Here is a 19,939-nt window from a genome sequence, read left to right as displayed (position 1 = left end):
GATTTATATATAAATTTAGAAATTATTAGTAATAATAGGGGACAAATAAAAATATACTTTATTAAGAAACTATATGCAGGAGGGGAAAATTAATGAATAACATATATGAAGACATAGCTAAGAGGACTCAAGGAGATATATATATAGGTGTAGTAGGTCCTGTTAGAACGGGTAAATCTACATTTATAAGAAAGTTTATGGAAAAGTTAGTAATACCGAATATAGAAAATGAATTTAAAAAGGAAAGAACAAAGGATGAAATACCTCAAAGTGGTTCAGGTAAGACAATAATGACAGTAGAACCAAAATTTGTTCCAGCAGATGGAGTGGAGATAAAGGTTAGAGATACTGTAAATTTAAAAGTTAGAATGGTTGATTGTGTTGGGTACATAGTAGATGGAGCTTTAGGACATGAAGAAGATGGTAAACAAAGATTAGTATCAACGCCATGGTCACAAGAAGCTATGACATTTGAGCAAGCAGCAGAGATAGGAACTAAAAAAGTTATAAGAGATCATTCAACATTAGGTATAGTAGTTATAACAGATGGTTCAGTAACAGGTATAGATAGAAAGAGTTATTTACAAGCAGAAGAAAGAGTTATAAATGAGTTAAAGTCTTTAAATAAGCCTTTTGCTATTGTATTAAATACACTTGATCCATACAGTGAAGATATAGAATTATTAAGATCTGAATTAGAAGAAAAGTATGAAGCTCCTATAGTACCATTAAATGTATTAGCTATGGATGAAGAAGATATAGAGAGCGTTATGGAAACAGTACTTTATGATTTTCCATTAAATGAAATAAGAATAAATTTACCTCAATGGATAGAAGGATTAGAGAGAAATCATTGGATAAAAAATAATATAATATTCACATTAAAGCAAAGTATAGAAGAAATTGGAAAGATAAGAGATATAGATAGTATTGTAGCAGGATTTTCAGAGTTAGAATTCTTAGAAGATACATCAGTTGATAATGTTGAACTTGGAGAAGGTGTTATAAGTATAGATTTATCTGCTAAGCAAGATTTATTCTACAATGTATTAGAAGAAAAGAGTGGATTTAAAATAGATGGAGACCATCAACTGCTTAGCTTAGTAACTAAGTTATCTAGAGTTAAAAATGAATATGACAAGATAGAATCTGCTTTAATAGATGCAAAAACAAAAGGCTATGGAGTTGTAGCGCCATCTTTAGAAGAATTAAGCTTAGAGGAACCAGAAATAATAAAACAAGGAAAACAATATGGAGTAAAATTAAGAGCAAATGCACCGTCACTTCATATAATAAAAGCTGATATATCTACAGAGATAGCACCTATAGTTGGAAGCCAAAATCAAGGCGAAGAGATGATAAAATATATGCAAGAGGAATTTGAACAAAATCCTAATGAAATATGGTCATCAAATATGTTTGGAAAATCTTTACATGATTTAGTTAAGGAACAATTACAAAGTAAGCTATATACAATGCCTGAAGAAATAAGAGTTAAGATACAAAAAACTTTACAAAAGATAATAAATGAAGGAAGTAGTAATATAATAACTATATTATTATAAAATACACTGATAAAAATTAGATGGCTAATTAAGATAATATTTAAACGTAGGAAAGGTTAAAAACCTTTCCTATTCTTATATAAGCTTATAATAAAGTTAAAATGATTATATGATAATTTTTTAAATTGTCAGAAAATACTTGAAATTTAAAGAACATATATCCAAAATTAATAATATAATCTATTAAATCAAAAAATTTATAGAATATATATTAAAAAAGGGGGTATGTTATGGAGCGTATTGTTTATGCAATAAATGATATTATTTGGAGTAACTGGTTAGTATTTTTATGTTTAGGTTCAGGTATTTATTTTTCTTTTAGAACCAAATTCTCTCAAATAAGACACCTTAAAGAAATGGTAGCCTTATTATTTAAAGGAGAAAAATCAGCTCAGGGTATTTCATCATTTCAAGCTCTATGTACAGCGCTAGCAGGGCGTATAGGTACCGGTAATATAGCAGGGGTAGCGACGGCTATAGCAATGGGAGGACCAGGAGCACTATTTTGGATGTGGGCAATAGCATTTTTAGGTGCAGGATCAGCATTTGCAGAATCTACATTAGCCCAAGTTTATAAAGAAGAACATGATGGATTATATCGTGGAGGACCAGCATACTATATTGAAAAGGGACTTGGAAATACTAAGTTTTCTAAATGGTACGGCATATTATTTGCATTAGCAACAGTATTAGCAACAGGATTATTACTACCTGGTGTTCAATCTAACTCTATAACAGTAGCAGTAAATAATGCTTTTAAGATAGACCCAATGATAATAACTGTAGTCCTAGTTATATTACTAGCACTTATAATATTTGGTGGAATAAAAAGAATAAGTTCTGCAGCAGAATTAATAGTTCCATTTATGGGAGGGATTTATATATTAATGTCTCTTGTAATAATAGCTGTTAATATAGAACAATTACCAAGTATTATAGAGTTAGTATTTAAGTCTGCATTTGGAGCAGAGCAAGCATTTGCAGGAATAATAGGTTCAACAATAGCTTGGGGAGTAAAACGTGGAGTTTATTCAAATGAAGCAGGTCAAGGAACTGGGCCACAAGCAGCAGCAGCAGCTGAAGTAAGTCATCCAGCTAAGCAAGGTTTAGTTCAAGCATTTTCAGTATATGTAGATACTTTATTTGTATGTTCAGCAACAGGATTTATGATACTTATGACAGGAAGCTATAACGTTCATGGAGTAAATGGAGCTATGATTGTTGAGAATTTACCAGGAGTTGAGATAGGACCTATATATACTCAAACAGCAGTAGACTCGTTGATACCAGGATTTGGGTCAGCCTTTGTATCTATAGCATTATTCTTCTTTGCCTTTACGACTATAATGGCATACTACTATATAGCAGAAGTTAATATTATATATATAAGTAAGAGAATATTTAAAGGAAAAACAACTAAGTTATTTATAAATATACTTAGAGTTATATTATTAGGAGCAGTTGCATTTGGTTGTGTAAAGACAGCATCTCTTGCATGGACTATGGGGGATATAGGTGTTGGAAGTATGGCTTGGTTAAATATAATAGCTATACTTTTATTATCAAATGTAGCCATGAAGTGTTTCAAAGATTATGAAGAACAAATGAAAGCAGGAATACCAAGAGAAGAAAGAACATTTGATCCAATAAAACTTGGGATAAAGAATGCTGATTTCTGGGAAGAAAAAGTTAAAAAGGAATCTAATAAATAAAAAAAGTGTAGGCTATATAAATTAATAGCCTACACTTTTTTTTATTTATTAGATTGTAAGCAAAATTAAATATACAAGCAAATATTTAAGATTTAGAATCACCACAATAAAAGGAAATATAATATTATTTGAAGAATTAATAAAGTACCTAGATTTAAAGGGGGAAAAGTATGAAAAATAAGAAAATATCTAAAATACTAATACTAGGAATAGCTATATATTTTGTATTTCAAATTAGTATATTTTTAATAGGTGAAAATACCAGGACTATGGCCGTTGAATTAGAAGATATGGAGCTAAAAATTAATACAAAAGGGCTTGTAATAAAAGATGAGAGTGTAATTGTATCAAATGCAGATGGAACGTTTAAAAATCTACATGAAGAAGGTGAAAAAGTACAAAAATCAGAAAATATAGGATATATATATAAGGATATAGATATAGAAAAAATAAATTCAGATATAGAAAACTTAGACAAAGAAATAAATAAGTTAAAGGAACAAATAGATAGTCAAGATAATAGTACATTAAAACATATCACAGCTAATCAGTTAGAAAATAGTAAAAATAAAAAAGCAATTCTAGAAAAAAAGGCAAAAAGTTCTACATCTTATGTAAAAGCTGATATATCAGGAGTAATATCTTATAAAATAGATGAAAATGAAGGAAAGTATAATACAGATAGTATAGATTATTTAACCAAAGATGATATAGAGAATACTAATAATAACTATACAGATATAAATTCAAATGATAAAAAAATTAAAGAAAATGATCCAGTATTTAAAATAGTTAATCCAAATGATGTATATATAGCAGTATGTATAGAAGAAAAATATAGGAAATATTTTGAAGTAGGTAATAAGATTGAAATATCTTTTAATGAAGAAATATTAGATGGTAAGGTCAATAAGGTTAAAAAAGATAATGATGATATCATAGTAATACTAAAAATAACTAGCCAAAATATAGGAATTTATGATACAAGAGTAGAAGAATTTGATATAATATATAAGCATATAGAAGGTTTTAAGATACCAAAGAAATCTATAAAATCAGTAGACAAGAAAAAAGGGGTATATATATTAAATCAGCAAACTAACAATATGGAATTTGTTGAATTAAGTGATGTTGCCTATGAAGCTGATGATTATATATTCGTAAAAAATGATAGTAGCGATAAAGAAAAAGTGATTGCATTGCATGATGAGGTTGTATTAAACCCAAATATTATAAATAAGAAAATAAAAATAAAGTAGGTGATAAAGTGTCAAGCGTAAAAGAAAATTTAGATATGGTAAGAGAAAAAATTAAAAATAGTTGTAATGTTTCTAATAGAAAAATTGATGAAGTAACTTTATTAGCAGTAACTAAGACTGTAGATGTAGATAAGGTTTTAGAAGCTATAGAAAATGGAGTTAAAGATGTTGGAGAAAATAAGCCACAAGAACTAGCTAGAAAGTATGAAGTTATAGGCGATAAAGTAAATTGGCATTTAATAGGAAGTTTACAAACTAATAAGGTAAAGTATATAATAGATAAGGTTTATATGATACACTCTTTAGATAGAATAGCTTTATGTGAAGAAATACAAAAAAGGGCAGAAAAAATAGATAAGACTATAAATTGTTTAGTACAAATAAATATATCAAAAGAAGAAAGCAAGCATGGTATATATAAAGAAGGTGCTATAGATTTTATAAAAGAAGTAGCAAATAATTATAATAATATAAAAATTAAAGGTCTTATGACTATGGCGCCTTTTACAGAAAATAAAGATGAAGTTAGAAAAGTATTTAGAGGATTAAAGGAATTAGCTGTAGAAATTGATAAGTTAAATATAAACAATGTTTCTATGGAATATTTATCTATGGGAATGAGCAATGATTATGAAATAGCAATAGAGGAAGGGTCTAATATAGTTAGAGTTGGAACCTCTATATTTGGAGCCAGAAATTACGATAAGTAGATTATATGAATTTAAAATTTGATTAATAAATAAGGAGGAAGTCAATAATGGGAGATAATATGATAACTAAGTTTAAAAATTGGTTTATAGAGGAAGATGAAGATTATATCGAAGAAGAAGAAATAATTGAAGATGAACTAGATATGGAACCAGAAATTGGAACAGCTATAAAAAATACTAACATAGTAAAGTTACATACTAACACTCAAATGAAGGTTGTAATAGTAGAACCTAAAAAATACGATGAAGTTACAACTATAGCGGATCATTTAAAGAGTAAGAGAACTGTAATAGTTAACTTAGAAAATTTAAAAGATCCAGTTGCTAAGAAGTCTATATTTGACTTTATGAATGGAGCTGTATATGTTTTAGAGGGAAGTATACAAAAAGTATCTAAAGCTATATTTATACTTGCACCAAATAATGTAGATATAGATGCAAATCTGAAAAAGGAATTAGAAAATAGTAAGACACTTTTCCCTTGGCAAAATAATAAATAAAATATAAAAGTAAAGGGGTTAAATAATGAGTACTATAGGATTGGCTTTATATTATCTATTTGATATATTATCTTGGATAATAATTATAAAGAGTTTAATGTCTTGGTTTCCTAATGGGATGGGAAGTAAGTTATACTATATATTAAATAATATAACAGAACCAATAGAAGGTCCTATAAGGTCTATAATGTATAAGTACAATAGTGGACCGGTAGATTTTTCACCAATGATAGCAATATTAGTATTAATGTTACTAAAGAGGGTGGCACTAATCGTGTTCTATTAAGAGGAGATAATAGTGGACAGGCTAAAACTAACTAATCATATTAAGGATATAGAATTAAAAAATAAAATGTTTAAGGTTATAGATAAAGCTAATGCCACAATGAAAAATTATGATGTAAGACAAACGGAATTTTTAAATCCTTATGAAATCAAAAATGCTATTGCTATTTTGAATTCTTATAGTGATTTAAAATACTCTGTTGATGGTGGACATAAAGAGGCTGAAAGAAGTAAAATATTTATATATCCATTTTATATGGAATATGAAGATATAGATGATAACCTTAAATTTATACAAGTAGAAGGTAATTTTAAGTTTAAAAGCATATCACATAAGGACTATTTAGGGTCTCTTATGGGTCTTGGTATAAAAAGAGAGATGATAGGAGATATTATTATACACGATAGCTTTTGCCAAATAATTGTAAGTTGTGATATATGTGATTTTATAATTATGAACTTACAAAAAGTTTCGACAAATAGTGTTTCAGTGTATGAAATATCAAGAGAAGATATAATAGAAAGCTCATTAAATTATAAAGATATATCATTTACAGTATCATCAAGTAGGCTAGATTGTATTATAAGTGGATTATATAATATATCAAGACAAGAAAGTTTAAAATACATAAATGCAGAAAGAGTTTTTGTTAATTATGAAAAGATAACATCTGCATCTAAAGAAATAGAAAATAATTCACTAATATCAGTTAGAGGTAAAGGTAGGGCAGTAATATCTAAAATAGGAGATATTACTAAAAAAGGCAGAATAAAAGTTTGTGCTAAGTTAATAATATAGGAGGGAGAAAAGCATGCTTACTCCAATAGAAATAGAAAATAAGGAATTTAAAAAAGGAATAAGAGGATACAGAGAAGAAGAGGTTGATGAATTTTTAGATGCAGTTAAGGAAGATTATGAACATCTATGTAGAGAAAATTCAGACCTTAAAGAAAAAGTAAGATTATATCAAGATCAAATAAACAAATATGAAAATATAGAAGAAACATTAAAAGCTACACTTATAAGAGCTGAAAGTGTTGCAGAAGATACTTGTACTGCTGCAAATAAAAAAGCTAAGATAATAGTAGAAGAAGCTGATTTAAAAGCAAGACAAATAATTGAACAAGCTAATAATCAAGTAATAGAAATAAGAAAAGAATATAATGAAATGGTAAAAGAATTTAAAGTATTTAGAAATAAATTTAAATCTTTACTAGAAGATGAAATAAGAAGTATAGATGAAATATTCTATAATGTTGATGAAAATGATATGAGAGCTTTTGAGACAACATTATTTGATATGCCAATAGAAAAAGAGGCAGCAGCTACATTAGATTAATATAAAATAAAAAGTAATTGACTATTTTGACGATTTGTTATAAAATCTCATATTATAAACAAAAATATAAATAAAAGCTATGATGGAGACAGTAAGCTTTAGATAATTTTACAGAGAGTTGGGTTGCTGAGAACCAATAAATTTATAAAGTGGAAAATCACTCCGAAGCTGCAGGCTGAAAAAGTATTTGATTAAGCTGTGCCGGTAAAGTGCCGTTATACTATTTAAGTGCTATACATAAGTAAAGTATATTTTATATATGTATAGAATTAGGGTGGTAACGCGATTAATACTCGTCCCTTGTTTTAGGGGGACGAGTTTTTTAATACAAAAAATTAAAATGTAAATTAGTTAGGTTTAAATATTCTAACAAAATTTAGATAACAATTAATATGAAAGGGTGATACTATGTCAAAGTTTAAGTCATTAGTTGACTCTTCTGTAAAGCAAGCAGAAGCAGAAGTTTCTAAGTATTGGAATGATATAAACATACTTGAGAAAACTTTAGAAAAAGGGAAAAATGATCCAAGTTTCGTATTCTATGAAGGTCCTCCAACAGCAAATGGAAACCCAGGAATACACCATGTTATAGCTAGAACATTAAAAGACTCTGTTTGTAGATACCAAACTATGAATGGAAAGCAAGTAAAAAGAAAAGCTGGTTGGGATACACATGGTCTACCTGTTGAAATACAAGTAGAAAAGGAATTAGGTTTATCTGATAAGCAAGAAATAGAAGCTTACGGAATAGATAAATTTAATCAAAAGTGTAGAGAGTCTGTTTTCACTTATGAAAAACAGTGGAGAGATATGACTGAGAGAATGGCATACGAAATAGACTTAGATAATCCATATATAACTTTAGATAACAACTATATAGAATCTGTATGGTGGATATTAAACAAGTTCAACAAAGAAGGATATGTATACGAAGGTCATAAGATACTTCCATATTGTCCAAGATGTGGAACTGGTCTTGCATCTCATGAGGTTGCACAAGGATATAAAGAAATAAAAAATAATACAGTAATAGCTAAGTTTAAAAGAAAAGATGCTGATGAGTATTTCTTAGCATGGACAACTACACCTTGGACATTACCATCAAACGTTGCATTAACAGTAGGTCCTGAAATAGACTACATAAAAGTTAAGCAAAATGATGAAGTTTATTATGTAGCTAAGGCTTTAGCTAACAAGGTTTTAGGTGAAGACTACGAAGTATTAGAAGAAATGAAAGGTAAAGATTTAGAATACATAGAGTATGAACAATTAATGCCTTTTGTTGAAGCTGATAAAAAAGCATTCTTCTTAACTTGCGGAGACTACGTTACAACTGAAGATGGTACAGGTATAGTACATACTGCACCAGCATTTGGTGAAGATGACTACAACTTAGGTAGAAAGTATGATTTACCAGTACTTCAACCAGTATCTGAAGCAGGTAAATTTACAACTACTCCATGGGAAGGAAAATTCGTTATGGAAGATGGAGTAGATGTTGAAATAATAAAATGGTTACACGGTGAAAATAAATTATTTAGCAAAGAAAAAGTAGCTCATAATTATCCTCACTGCTGGAGGTGTCAAACTCCACTTTTATACTATGCTAAGCCAAGCTGGTATATAGAAATGACAAAATTAAAAGACCAATTAATAGCTAACAATAAGACAGTTGAATGGTATCCAAACTTCGTTGGTGAAGGTAGATTTGGAAACTGGTTAGAAAACTTAAATGACTGGGCTATATCAAGAAGTAGATATTGGGGTACTCCACTTAATGTATGGAAGTGTGAATGCGGACATAGAGATTCTGTAGGTTCAAGAGAAGAATTAGCTCAAAAAGCTATAGAAGAAGTAGATCCTAAAACAGTAGAACTTCACAGACCATATGTTGATAATATACATCTAAAATGTGAGTGCTGTGGTAAGCCTATGACAAGAGTAACAGATGTTATAGACTGTTGGTTTGACAGTGGTTCGATGCCATTTGCTCAACATCATTACCCATTTGAAAACAAGGAAAACTTTGAAGAATTATTCCCAGCAGATTTCATCTGTGAAGGTATAGACCAAACTAGAGGATGGTTCTATTCATTACTTGCTATATCAACATTTGTTATGGGGAAAGCTCCATACAAGAGAGTTTTAGTTAATGACCTTGTTTTAGATAAAGAAGGTAAGAAGATGAGTAAGTCTAGAGGAAATACAGTAAATCCATTTGAATTATTTGACCAATATGGAGCAGATGCCTTAAGATGGTACTTATTATACGTATCTCCACCATGGACTCCAACAAGATTTGATGTTGATGGATTAAAAGAAGTTCAAAGCAAGTTCTTAGGAACTATGAAAAATGTATATAACTTCTTTGCTTTATATGCAAATACTGATAATATAAATCCAACTGACTTCTTTGTAGAATACAAAGACAGACCAGAATTAGATAGATGGATATTATCTAAGTTTAACAACTTAAAGAAAGAAGTAGAAGAAAACTTAGAGATATTTGAATTAAACAAAACAGTTAGAACTATTCAAGAATTTATAAACGAAGATTTATCTAACTGGTATATAAGACGTTCAAGAAGAAGATTCTGGGCGACTGAATTAACTGAAGATAAAAAATCAGTTTACAATACAACTTATGAAATATTAACAGAGCTTTGTAAGCTTATAGCTCCATTTACTCCATATATATCAGAAGAAATATACAGAAACTTAACTAATGAAGTTTCAGTACATTTAAGTACGTATCCAAAAGCTAATTTAGATTTAATAAACAATGAATTAGAAGAGAAGATGGACTTAGTTAAAAACCTAGTTACATTAGGTAGAGCATCAAGAGAAGCTACAAGAATAAAGGTACGTCAACCAATACAAAAAGTATTAGTAGATGGTAAGTTTGAAGCTACTATAAGTGATGTTGTAGACTTAATAAAAGAAGAACTTAACGTTAAAGAAGTTGTATTTGCAAAAGATTTATCTGAATATATGAACTTTAGCTTAAAACCAAACTTTAAAGTTTTAGGACCAATACTTGGTGCTAACATGAAGTTCTTTGCTGGTGCATTAAATAAATTAAATCCAAATGAAGTTGTTCCTAAATTAGAAAATGGTGAAAGTTTTGCTGTTGATATAAACGGAGAAAACTTTGAATTTAACAAAGACCATGTTTTAATAAACATATCAGCTAAAGAAGGATTTAATGTAACTATGGAAAACAACTTATTTGTTATATTAGATACAACATTAACAACACAGTTAATAGAAGAAGGATATGCAAGAGAATTTATATCTAAGATACAACAAATAAGAAAATCTAATAACTTTGATGTTTTAGATAACATAGTTATAGAATTTAATTCAGATGATGAAATAGCTAAAGCTGTAGAAAATTATGATGAATATATAAAATCAGAAACATTAGCTGTAGAAATAAATAGAGTAGAAGATGAAACTTTAGAAAGTCATAATTTAAATGACCATATGACTGGAATAAAAGTTATAAAGAAATAATTTAAAAAGTACCTCTTGATGAAGTATTTCATTAAGAGGTACTTTTTTACATACAAGAAAATTATTATATTAAGCATAAACCTATTGATAATTCATGAAAATAAGATATATCAATAGGTTTAAAAATATAAAAAATAATAATCTTAGCAACGGACAAAGTCGTTGGCAGCATAAGTGAAGCAAATTTTTTATATAAAAGTTAATTAAAAGCTTTTTAGAAATTAATTAGATTAAAAATATTATTAAATTTAGAATATAAAATTATATTGAAAATTCTAATAATATAAAAGAAATTGAAAATATTTAATAATATAAATATAAAGATAAGTATTAGTTAAGAAAAATTTAAAAAATATACAAAAAAACATTAAAAATGAAATTAAGTTAGAAAAAAACACTAAAAGCTGCTTTAAAAGTTAAAGTATAAATCATTAAAAAAATTTTAAAATAAAATGAAAATAAGAGAATAGATTAATAAATTAGAAGTTTCAGAAAAATTATGAAATCGTTGTCGTGATGTGTTAGAATAAGTTAAGTAATCATGGAATATAAAATAGGGAGGGAAAGTATGGATGTAAGTGTAAAATCGCAAAAGAAACAAAAACAAGGCTTCATGGACAAAATAGAGAAGCTTGGTAACAAATTACCACACCCAGTGCTAATGTTTATATACATAGCAGCATTTGTTTTAGTTTTATCAGCAATACTAGGAAGTTTAGGGGTAGTAGCTAAAACTCCTTTAGGTGATTTCCCAATAAACAATTTATTAGGGCAAAAACCAATAGAGGTGTTAAAAGTAGGGGCAACAGGAACAGAAGTAGCAGAAAGATATTCAAATGGTCTTTCTTATGTTATAGGAACTGCAATAGCTAATTTTATGAACATGTATGCAATAGGCACTATACTTATAATAATGTTAGCAATAGGACTTATGGAACAAAGTGGATACTTAACAATGGCAATGAAAAGTATAGTTCAAGCTACGCCTATGAAATTAGTTACTCCAGTTGTAATATTCTTAGGGGTTATGTCTAATATGGCATCAGATGCAGGGTATGTTGTATTAATACCACTTGCTGCATTAATGTATTATACATTAGGAAGAAATCCTATAGCAGGTCTTGCAGCAGGATTTGCAGGGGTTTCTGGAGGATTTAGTGCAAACTTATTTGTTAGTTCAACAGATGCATTATTATTACCATTTACTCAAGCAGCAGCTGAGACTGGTGATGCTATGGCAGGTACTCAATTAGCAGGAACTTTATCAGTTACAAGTAACTGGTTCTTCATGATGGCATCTACATTCTTAATAATATTAATAGGAACTATAGTTGTAGATAAGTATATTGAGCCAAGATTAGGAAAATATAATAAAGCAGAGGCTGAAGTTGAGCCAGAACATGAAATAACTCAAGCAGAAAAAAGTGCTTATAAATTTACAAATAAAATAATGTTATTATTATTTGCTTTAATAATATTAACAGCTTTACCAATAGATAAAAATAACACTATACCTTTAGTAGGTGACTTATCAACTACAGTAGAGTTATGGGGAAAAGATGCAGAAGGGAATGCAGCTTTAGTTGCAGCAGATGGATTCTTAAACTCTATATTCTTTAAAGGTGATATGGTTATAATGATAATGTTCGTTATATTCGCTGTAAGTGGATTAGTATACGGATTTAAATCAGGTAAGTTTAAAAAAGCAGCGGATATAGTGCCAGCAATGGTTAGAGCGATGGCAGATATGGCTCCAATAATAGTTATATTATTCTTCGTTGCTCAATTTATTAATTACTTTAACGACTCTCACTTAGGAGTGTATGTTGCATCATTAGGAGCTAATTTAGTTTCTAAAATACCAGAAGGTAGTATGTTTATGAATATTGTGTTAATGGTTGCATTTATATTCTTAACTGCATTTGTTAACTTATTCATGGGAGGAGCTTCATCTAAGTGGGGACTTCTTGCTCCAATATTTGTTCCAATGTTAATGGTTGCGGGATTCACTCCAGCAGGTGTTCAGTTAATATACCGTATAGGTGACTCTTCAACAAATGTAATATCTCCATTAATGAGCTATTTAGGGGTTATAGTAGTATTTGGTCAAAAATATAAGAAAGAATTTGGTGTAGGTAACCTAATAAGTACAATGATGCCAATAGCTATAGCATTCTTAATAGGATGGACTATATTTGCTATAATATGGGCTTTAGCAGGAGCACCTATAGGACCAGGAACAGCAATATTTATATAAAGGGTTTAAAATTATAATATTTTATAGAAAGGGGTAAAATTAGGTTATACTTAAATTTACCTCTTTCTTATATTTACTTAAAGTTTTTAGGTTGATTAATTATAAAAAATTATAAAATACTAAATATATAAATTAAAAATTGAATTAAAATAAATATTTTAATCGAATATAAAAGATAAAAACAATGTAAAAATATATAAAAAAAACTAAATAATAATAAAAAGATGTATAAAACTAAATTTTCTGAAAAATAATATTGTGTTTACGTTAAAAAAAATAGAATATATAATTAAACTGTAAGATAAGTTAAAAGAGGTACAGAAGTACCTATTCTATTATAAGGATACAAAACATTAGATATAAAAAATTAAATAACTGATAAAAATAAAGCCATGAAGGTTTAAATTACAAAGATTTATTTGATATATCTTTGTAAAAACTCATGGCTTTTTGTAATGTAATTAGTAAATTTATGTTAAATTAAACAATAGTGTTTATATAAAAAATATACTTAGGGGGAAAATAAAAATGATAAAAAGCAAAAGTTTAAAAAGATTTTTAGCAGTATTAATGGTAGCAGGAATAAGTTTAAGTGTAGTAGGATGTTCGTCAGATAAAAAAGAAACTAGTCAAACGCCAGAAACACAAGTAGCAGAAAGCAATTTCACACCAGTAGAATTTACATACTCAGATGGAGCGAAAGATTATAATGTCAAAGTAGAAAAACCAAGGCAAAAGGCAGTTACATTATCTCAATTTATGACAGAGATGTTACTTGCATTAGACTTAGGAGATAAAATGGTAGGAACAGCACTTTTAGATAATCCAATACTTCCAGAGTTTGAAGAAGCTTATAATAAAATACCAGAACTTAAAGTTGGAGAAGGACACTCTATATCTAAAGAAGGGTTTATAGCAACAGGTGCAGACTTTGTTAGTGGATGGGATTCATCTATAAATGAACAAACAACAGGATCACCAGATGAGTTAATAAAAAAAGATATAACTCCATTTATGGCAAAATCATATAATCCAGATGCAACAGTAGAAACTGTATATGAAGACTTTGAATTATTAGGAAAAATATTTGGAGTAGAAAATAAAGCAAATGAAGTAGTAAATAAAATGAAAAGTGATATAAAAGCTGTAACTGATAAAGTTGGAGATATAAAAGAAGAAGATAAAGTAAAAATGATGGTATATGATTCTGGTGAAAAGGATGCTATGGTAGTAGGAAGTGGTCTTGCAAATAACTTAATAGAATTAGCTGGTGGAAATAACATATTTGGAAAAGATGCAGATAAACCATACATAAATGTTTCTTGGGAAAGTATAGTGGCTAAAAACCCAGAAGTTATATTAGTAACTGATTTCTTAGCTGGTCAACCAGTTAAGGAAAAAATAGATTTCTTAAAGAATCATCCAGCACTTAAAGATGTACCTGCAATAAAGAATGATAGAATATATGTAGTAGGATTAGCTGATTTATCTCCAGGTGTTAGAAATCCTAAGCTTATAGAAGAAATGTATGGATATTTCTTTGAAGGAAACAAATAATGCAAGTTAGTATAGAAAACTCAAGAAACCTTTCAAAAAAGAGAGGTTTCTTATTTTGGACTATAGCTTTAATAATATTATTAGCAGGTACAATAGTCGGAGCAATAGCTATAGGAAGTACATATATAGAACCTGGAGAGGTATATAAAATTTTATTAAACAAATTATCAAATGGAATGTTATTTAGTGGAGTTGGAGAAGTCATGACCCATAATATAATATGGGAAATTAGATTTCCACGAGTTTTATTAGGAGCAATATGTGGAGCTGGTCTTGCAATATGTGGAGTATTAATGCAATGTGTAACTAAAAACCCTATAGCAGAACCGTATATATTAGGAATATCATCTGGTGCATCATGTGGAGCTGTTGCTGTTATTGTTTTAGGAGGGGTGTCATCTATTGGAATAAATAGTATAACATCTGGTGCATTTGTAGGTTCTATTATTTCAGGAGTGTTAGTGTTTGCAATAGGCACGCAGATGGGAAAAACAACATCAACAACAAGATTAGTACTTACTGGTATGGCAATATCTACAATATTTTCAGCGCTTACTAATTTACTTATATATTCAGCAGATAACTCAAACCAAGCTAAAAATGCACTTTTCTGGACTGTTGGAAGTTTAGGAGGAGCTAAATGGGATGTTTTATTAATTCCATTTGTAGCACTAGTAATAGTAATGATAGTAGCTTTTTTAATGTCTAAGTCTTTGGATATATTATTACTTGGAGATGATAGCGCTATAATACTTGGTATAAATGTAAAACTTGTAAAATCAATAATACTTATATTAGCAACGTTTTTAACATCTACCTTAGTTGCGATAACAGGAGCTATTGGGTTTATAGGACTTGTTGTTCCTCATGTATGTAGAACAATAGCTGGCAGTGATCATAAAAAGTTAATAGTACTTTCTGCATTAGTAGGTTCAATATTTTTAATAGCATCAGATATTGCCGCGAGGGGGCTTTTCCCACCAATAGAAATACCAATAGGTATAATAACTTCGTTAGTCGGAGGACCGTTCTTCTTGTATTTAATATCTAAGAAAAACTATTCATTTGGAGGAAAAGAATAATCATGAAGATACAGGTTAAAAATTTAAGGTTTAGTATAGATAAAAAAGAAATATTAAAAGATGTATCTTTTAATGTTCCTAAAGGTTCCTTTGTAGGGGTAATAGGCCCAAATGGTTCTGGAAAATCTACATTACTTAAAAATATATATAGGCTTTATAAGCCATCTAGTGGAGAGATATTATTAGATAACAAAGATTTATATACTATGAAAGATAAAGAGTGTGCAAAAGAGATTGCAGTTCTTGCTCAAGAAAGTAGTTCACAGTTTGATTTTACAGTTGAGCAAATAGTGAAAATGGGTCGCTATCCATACAAATCTATATTTGAAGATTATTCGAAAGAAGATTTAAAAATGGTTGAAGATATGTTAAAAAAAGTTGGATTAGATAACTATAGTGAACGAAGTTTTTCTAATTTATCAGGTGGAGAAAAACAAAGGACTTTAATTGCGAGAGCATTAGTTCAAAATACTGATTTTTTAATATTAGATGAGCCTACAAACCACTTGGACATAGGGTATCAAATACAGCTTATGGACTTGGTGAAAAGCCTTAATATAACTACATTATCTGCAATACATGATATGAATATGGCATCTATGTATTGTGATTATTTAATCGTCATGAAAGATGGACAGATAACAAAATATGGGAAAGTGGAAGAAGTTATAACATCACAAATGTTAAAAGAAGTATTTGGTGTCAATGCATATGTAGGTATAAATCCTATAAATAATAAACTACAAGTATCATTTATGCATAGTCATGAACATGTAAACGGAGTAGGCCATGACCATGTTCACGAAGATGGATTTACAGGTAAGCATTCTCATTACCATAATCATTTAACAAATAAAATGGAGTTAGTTTAAGAAGAAGGTAAAAACCTTCTTTTTTTACATTCAAGGAAAGATACATGAAGTGTTTTGCCGACAAGTCGCTTAGGTAAAGCTAACTTTTTGTTTAAGAATGTATTATATTAATTTAAAATCTGTTCATAACTTATTAATTAAAACTATATTAGGTAGTTTAGAAAAAGGTAAAAATGGGTATAATTATAAATTATATAAATAGGAGTAATGAACATGGGAAGATTATTAGAATTAGATATGGAATCTGATGCATTAGAACTTGCCAGAAATTATTGCAGACAAGAGGGGCTTATACTCATAACTGAAGATATAAAAGATGGAAGTTTGATTGTAATGGACAAAAATTTTAATACAGTTAAAATTTTTATAAAAGATGGTGAGTGGAGCTTATAATGTTATAAACATAGTTAAGTATGATTTATATTTATAGAGAAATCTACCTTATTTAGGTAGATTTTTTTATGACAAGGTGAGCGTATATTTATCAGGTTAAAATAATCACAGTATTCAGGTGATGTACTTTGCTGGTAAGGGTGAATTAATTCCTCAGATTATAATTTGTGTAATAGAATTGCTTAGGTGCTTTGTTATGGCAGATGTATTAAAAAACTATAAAAATTAAAGATGAAAATGACTTGACAGTATAGAGATAATTCAAACTTATTATAATAAATTGAATAGAATAAATATATATACTAGATAATAATATTAATATATTATACAGTTGACAAAATAAGTTTTAATGAATATCATAGTTTATATATAAATATTTAAATCCATTGATAAGGATTAGTAATCAAAATATCTTTATAACAGAGAGTTAAGGATGCTGAGAGCTTAGCATAAAGTATTTGATGAATGGACCTTTGAGGAGTAAGGTGAAATACAGTAGTAAACTAGCCGATATCGTGACTGCACGTTATAGCAGGTATAAGTGATATGCACTAGGTGTATATAATTTAGGTGGTACCGCGGAAGATATATCCGTCCTATTTATTTAGGACGGATTTTTTATTGCAAATTTATAGAAAAACAACTTAGGAGGAAATGTAATGAACAGAATAGGTATAATAGGTGCAATGGATGAAGAAGTAGATATATTAGTAGAATTAATGGATGTAAAAGAAAAAGTTGAAAAAGCCAGCTTAGTATTCTACAAAGGAAACTTAGAAAATAAAGATGTAGTAGTAGTAAGATGTGGAATAGGTAAAGTAAATGCTGCTTTATGTGCACAAATATTAATAAGTGAATTTGGTGTAGATGCAATAGTAAATACAGGTGTTGCAGGAGCATTAAATGCAGATTTAGATGTATATGATATAGTTATATCAACTGATGCTATACAATATGATTTTGATACAACAGTATTTGGAGACAAAAAAGGTGTAATACCAAGAATGGAAAATTCAACATTTGTTGCAGATGAGAGACTTGTAAATGCGGCGTTTGAATCATCAAAAGAAGAAACTAAAACTCATAAAGTAGTTAAAGGAAGAGTAGTAACAGGAGATAGATTCATAAGCGCTAGAGAATTAAAAGAAGAATTAGTAAAAGAGTTTGAAGCATTCTGTGGAGAAATGGAAGGGGCAGCTATAGCTCATGTTTGTGAGCTAAATAAAGTTCCATTTGTAATAATAAGAGCAATGTCTGATAGAGCTGACGGAAGAGCAGATGTTGTATATGACGAATTTGTTAAGGATGCAGCTCATAACTCTAAAGATATAGTACTTAATATGTTAAGATCAATATAATGAGGGGTGTTATTAATGAGCGAAAAGAAAATAATATTTAGTGGTGCTCAGCCATCTGGGAAAATGACTTTAGGAAATTATCTAGGAGCTATACAAAACTGGACAAAACTTCAAGATGAGTATGATTGTTTTTATAGTGTAGTTGATTTACATGCTATAACAGTTCCACAAGAGGCTAAAAATTTAAGAGCTAATACTATGGAATTACTTGCACAGTACTTAGCTTGTGGATTAGATCCAGAGAAAAATACGATATTCATACAATCTCATGTAAGTGCACATACTGAACTTATGTGGATATTAAATACGATGACTTATATGGGAGAGTTAAGTAGAATGACTCAATTTAAAGATAAGTCACAAAAAAGTGAAGCTAACTTAAATGCAGGATTATTTACTTATCCAGTATTAATGGCAGCAGATATACTTTTATATCAAACAGATTTAGTTCCAGTTGGAGAAGATCAAAAGCAACACTTAGAACTAGCTAGAGATTTAGCAACTAGATTTAACAATAGATATTCACCAACATTTAAAGTACCTGATCCATATATACCAAAAGAAGTTGGTAGAGTAATGAGCTTACAAGAACCAACTAAAAAAATGAGTAAGTCTGATGAAAATGAAAATGCATTTATACTATTAGCTGATGATGCAGATACAATAAGAAGAAAGATAAAAAGAAGTGTTACAGATTCAGTAGGGATTATAAAATATACTGATGAACAACCAGGAATAAAAAATTTACTTGAAATATATTCAAAATTAGACAATAAATCAATAGAAGAACTAGTAAGTATGTATGAAGGTAAAGGTTATGGTGATTTTAAAGGTGATGTAGCTGAAGTTATAGTTGAATCTTTAAGACCTATAAGAGAAAGATATCTTGATTTATTAAAGAACAAAGATTATTTAGAAAATGTTTATGCAATGGGTGCTGATAAAGCTGAAAGACATGCTAGAAAAACATTAAGAAAAGTATACAAAAAAGTAGGATTAATAGAAAGAAAATTCTTACCTAGATAATAATTTAAATTAAAGGATTATGTGTGAATTTAAATATATAAATTTATGCATAATCCTTTTCGTATTTTTAATCAAAAAAATCACATAATAAGTTTATATAAAAGTCATTCATAAAGGATGTGATGCACATTAAGTACAAAGAAGATAATGACCTTGATAAACAAAATCCTATAAATATGAAAGACCTTGATAAAGCTATGAATGAACTTAATATATGTGAAAAAACTACAGAAAATCTAGGGACTATAAGGAGATACCTAGAAAGATTAACTCTTATAATAGAAAGAAGTAGAATAAGAGAATATATGATGCTAACAGATAGTAAAAGAAGATTGTTCACAATAAATTTTATAGCAGGTTTAGGAAAAGGATTTGGTCAAGCAATAGGTCTATCAATACTTGCTGCATTTGTTTTTTACCTATTAAGTAAATCAGTGGATTTACCTGTAATAGGGGAGTATATAGCAAGATTAATGGATATAGTAGATGAATATAGAAGGAGGTAGT

Annotated in this window: 17 protein-coding genes and 2 other annotated features; all 17 genes read left to right on the top strand. The window is 28.9% G+C overall.

From position 1 onward, the window contains the following. Positions 1–92 precede the first annotated feature (92 nt). The 17 genes from spoIVA (at position 93) to I2H23_RS07010 (ending at position 19,938) form a co-directional block, all read left to right on the top strand. Positions 93–1,565 carry a stage IV sporulation protein A gene (spoIVA, locus tag I2H23_RS07090; RefSeq protein ID WP_092924228.1) on the top strand — a complete coding sequence of 491 codons (1,473 nt, stop codon included), beginning with the start codon at positions 93–95 and terminating at the stop codon, positions 1,563–1,565. Between the two features lie 230 nt (positions 1,566–1,795). Next, a complete protein-coding gene (locus I2H23_RS07085) occupies positions 1,796–3,277 on the top strand; it encodes an alanine/glycine:cation symporter family protein (protein ID WP_092924231.1) in 1,482 nt (493 codons plus the stop codon). 170 nt (positions 3,278–3,447) lie between these two features. Continuing rightward, positions 3,448–4,536 (top strand): HlyD family efflux transporter periplasmic adaptor subunit, encoded by a 1,089-nt coding sequence (locus tag I2H23_RS07080; protein WP_166505895.1) that lies wholly within the window; start codon positions 3,448–3,450, stop codon positions 4,534–4,536. A gap of 8 nt (positions 4,537–4,544) precedes the next feature. Beyond that, a complete protein-coding gene (locus I2H23_RS07075) occupies positions 4,545–5,246 on the top strand; it encodes a YggS family pyridoxal phosphate-dependent enzyme (RefSeq protein WP_166505894.1) in 702 nt (233 codons plus the stop codon). A gap of 47 nt (positions 5,247–5,293) precedes the next feature. After that, on the top strand, positions 5,294–5,746 hold the full coding sequence (locus I2H23_RS07070) for a cell division protein SepF (protein ID WP_092924241.1): 453 nt from the start codon (positions 5,294–5,296) through the stop codon (positions 5,744–5,746). A gap of 25 nt (positions 5,747–5,771) precedes the next feature. Continuing rightward, entirely contained in the window at positions 5,772–6,032 is a 261-nt protein-coding gene (locus I2H23_RS07065; RefSeq protein WP_166505893.1) for a YggT family protein, read from the top strand. A gap of 12 nt (positions 6,033–6,044) precedes the next feature. After that, positions 6,045–6,830, top strand: coding sequence for a YlmH family RNA-binding protein (locus I2H23_RS07060; RefSeq protein ID WP_166505892.1), 786 nt, complete (start codon positions 6,045–6,047; stop codon positions 6,828–6,830). A gap of 13 nt (positions 6,831–6,843) precedes the next feature. Further along, positions 6,844–7,371 (top strand): DivIVA domain-containing protein, encoded by a 528-nt coding sequence (locus tag I2H23_RS07055; RefSeq protein WP_166505891.1) that lies wholly within the window; start codon positions 6,844–6,846, stop codon positions 7,369–7,371. Positions 7,372–7,441: 70 nt separating this feature from the next. Then, positions 7,442–7,675: a binding site (T-box leader), on the top strand. Between the two features lie 104 nt (positions 7,676–7,779). Continuing rightward, complete coding sequence (ileS, locus tag I2H23_RS07050; RefSeq protein ID WP_195581374.1) at positions 7,780–10,887, top strand: isoleucine--tRNA ligase; 3,108 nt, start codon at positions 7,780–7,782, stop codon at positions 10,885–10,887. A gap of 568 nt (positions 10,888–11,455) precedes the next feature. Continuing rightward, entirely contained in the window at positions 11,456–13,144 is a 1,689-nt protein-coding gene (locus I2H23_RS07045; RefSeq protein WP_195581373.1) for an AbgT family transporter, read from the top strand. A 528-nt stretch (positions 13,145–13,672) separates the two neighbouring features. Next, complete coding sequence (locus I2H23_RS07040; RefSeq protein WP_195581372.1) at positions 13,673–14,701, top strand: ABC transporter substrate-binding protein; 1,029 nt, start codon at positions 13,673–13,675, stop codon at positions 14,699–14,701. Next, positions 14,701–15,783 (top strand): FecCD family ABC transporter permease, encoded by a 1,083-nt coding sequence (locus I2H23_RS07035; protein WP_092924262.1) that lies wholly within the window; start codon positions 14,701–14,703, stop codon positions 15,781–15,783. The genes I2H23_RS07040 and I2H23_RS07035 overlap by 1 nt, the downstream gene beginning before the upstream one ends. A 2-nt stretch (positions 15,784–15,785) precedes the next feature. Continuing rightward, complete coding sequence (locus I2H23_RS07030) at positions 15,786–16,655, top strand: ABC transporter ATP-binding protein (RefSeq protein ID WP_207741705.1); 870 nt, start codon at positions 15,786–15,788, stop codon at positions 16,653–16,655. 213 nt (positions 16,656–16,868) lie between these two features. Continuing rightward, complete coding sequence (locus I2H23_RS07025) at positions 16,869–17,048, top strand: hypothetical protein (RefSeq protein WP_092924268.1); 180 nt, start codon at positions 16,869–16,871, stop codon at positions 17,046–17,048. Positions 17,049–17,425: 377 nt separating this feature from the next. Then, positions 17,426–17,650: a binding site (T-box leader), on the top strand. Between the two features lie 57 nt (positions 17,651–17,707). Continuing rightward, the gene (locus tag I2H23_RS07020; protein WP_195581371.1) at positions 17,708–18,406 is read left to right on the top strand and encodes a 5'-methylthioadenosine/adenosylhomocysteine nucleosidase; all 699 of its coding nucleotides are present in this window, start codon (positions 17,708–17,710) and stop codon (positions 18,404–18,406) included. 15 nt (positions 18,407–18,421) lie between these two features. Beyond that, positions 18,422–19,432 (top strand): tryptophan--tRNA ligase, encoded by a 1,011-nt coding sequence (gene trpS, locus I2H23_RS07015; RefSeq protein WP_166505885.1) that lies wholly within the window; start codon positions 18,422–18,424, stop codon positions 19,430–19,432. Between the two features lie 122 nt (positions 19,433–19,554). After that, a complete protein-coding gene (locus I2H23_RS07010; RefSeq protein ID WP_166505884.1) occupies positions 19,555–19,938 on the top strand; it encodes a DUF5665 domain-containing protein in 384 nt (127 codons plus the stop codon). Position 19,939 lies beyond the last annotated feature (1 nt).

This window comes from Romboutsia sp. BSD2780061687b_171204_C1 (assembly GCF_015560225.1).
In the GTDB taxonomy this organism is placed as follows: Bacteria; Bacillota; Clostridia; order Peptostreptococcales; family Peptostreptococcaceae; genus Romboutsia_C; species Romboutsia_C hominis.
This window is presented reverse-complemented; position numbering and strand designations above follow the sequence as displayed.

Excerpts from the sequence above, each read along its gene's own strand:
- I2H23_RS07020 (WP_195581371.1), top strand. The coding sequence starts at position 17,708 with ATGAACAGAATAGGTATAATAGGTGCAATGGATGAAGAAGTAGATATA.
- ileS (WP_195581374.1), top strand. The coding sequence starts at position 7,780 with ATGTCAAAGTTTAAGTCATTAGTTGACTCTTCTGTAAAGCAAGCAGAA.
- I2H23_RS07035 (WP_092924262.1), top strand. The coding sequence starts at position 14,701 with ATGCAAGTTAGTATAGAAAACTCAAGAAACCTTTCAAAAAAGAGAGGT.
- I2H23_RS07070 (WP_092924241.1), top strand. The coding sequence starts at position 5,294 with ATGGGAGATAATATGATAACTAAGTTTAAAAATTGGTTTATAGAGGAA.
- I2H23_RS07040 (WP_195581372.1), top strand. The coding sequence starts at position 13,673 with ATGATAAAAAGCAAAAGTTTAAAAAGATTTTTAGCAGTATTAATGGTA.
- I2H23_RS07030 (WP_207741705.1), top strand. The coding sequence starts at position 15,786 with ATGAAGATACAGGTTAAAAATTTAAGGTTTAGTATAGATAAAAAAGAA.
- I2H23_RS07085 (WP_092924231.1), top strand. The coding sequence starts at position 1,796 with ATGGAGCGTATTGTTTATGCAATAAATGATATTATTTGGAGTAACTGG.
- I2H23_RS07010 (WP_166505884.1), top strand. The coding sequence starts at position 19,555 with ATGCACATTAAGTACAAAGAAGATAATGACCTTGATAAACAAAATCCT.
- trpS (WP_166505885.1), top strand. The coding sequence starts at position 18,422 with ATGAGCGAAAAGAAAATAATATTTAGTGGTGCTCAGCCATCTGGGAAA.
- I2H23_RS07025 (WP_092924268.1), top strand. The coding sequence starts at position 16,869 with ATGGGAAGATTATTAGAATTAGATATGGAATCTGATGCATTAGAACTT.
- I2H23_RS07045 (WP_195581373.1), top strand. The coding sequence starts at position 11,456 with ATGGATGTAAGTGTAAAATCGCAAAAGAAACAAAAACAAGGCTTCATG.
- I2H23_RS07080 (WP_166505895.1), top strand. The coding sequence starts at position 3,448 with ATGAAAAATAAGAAAATATCTAAAATACTAATACTAGGAATAGCTATA.
- I2H23_RS07065 (WP_166505893.1), top strand. The coding sequence starts at position 5,772 with ATGAGTACTATAGGATTGGCTTTATATTATCTATTTGATATATTATCT.
- spoIVA (WP_092924228.1), top strand. The coding sequence starts at position 93 with ATGAATAACATATATGAAGACATAGCTAAGAGGACTCAAGGAGATATA.
- I2H23_RS07055 (WP_166505891.1), top strand. The coding sequence starts at position 6,844 with ATGCTTACTCCAATAGAAATAGAAAATAAGGAATTTAAAAAAGGAATA.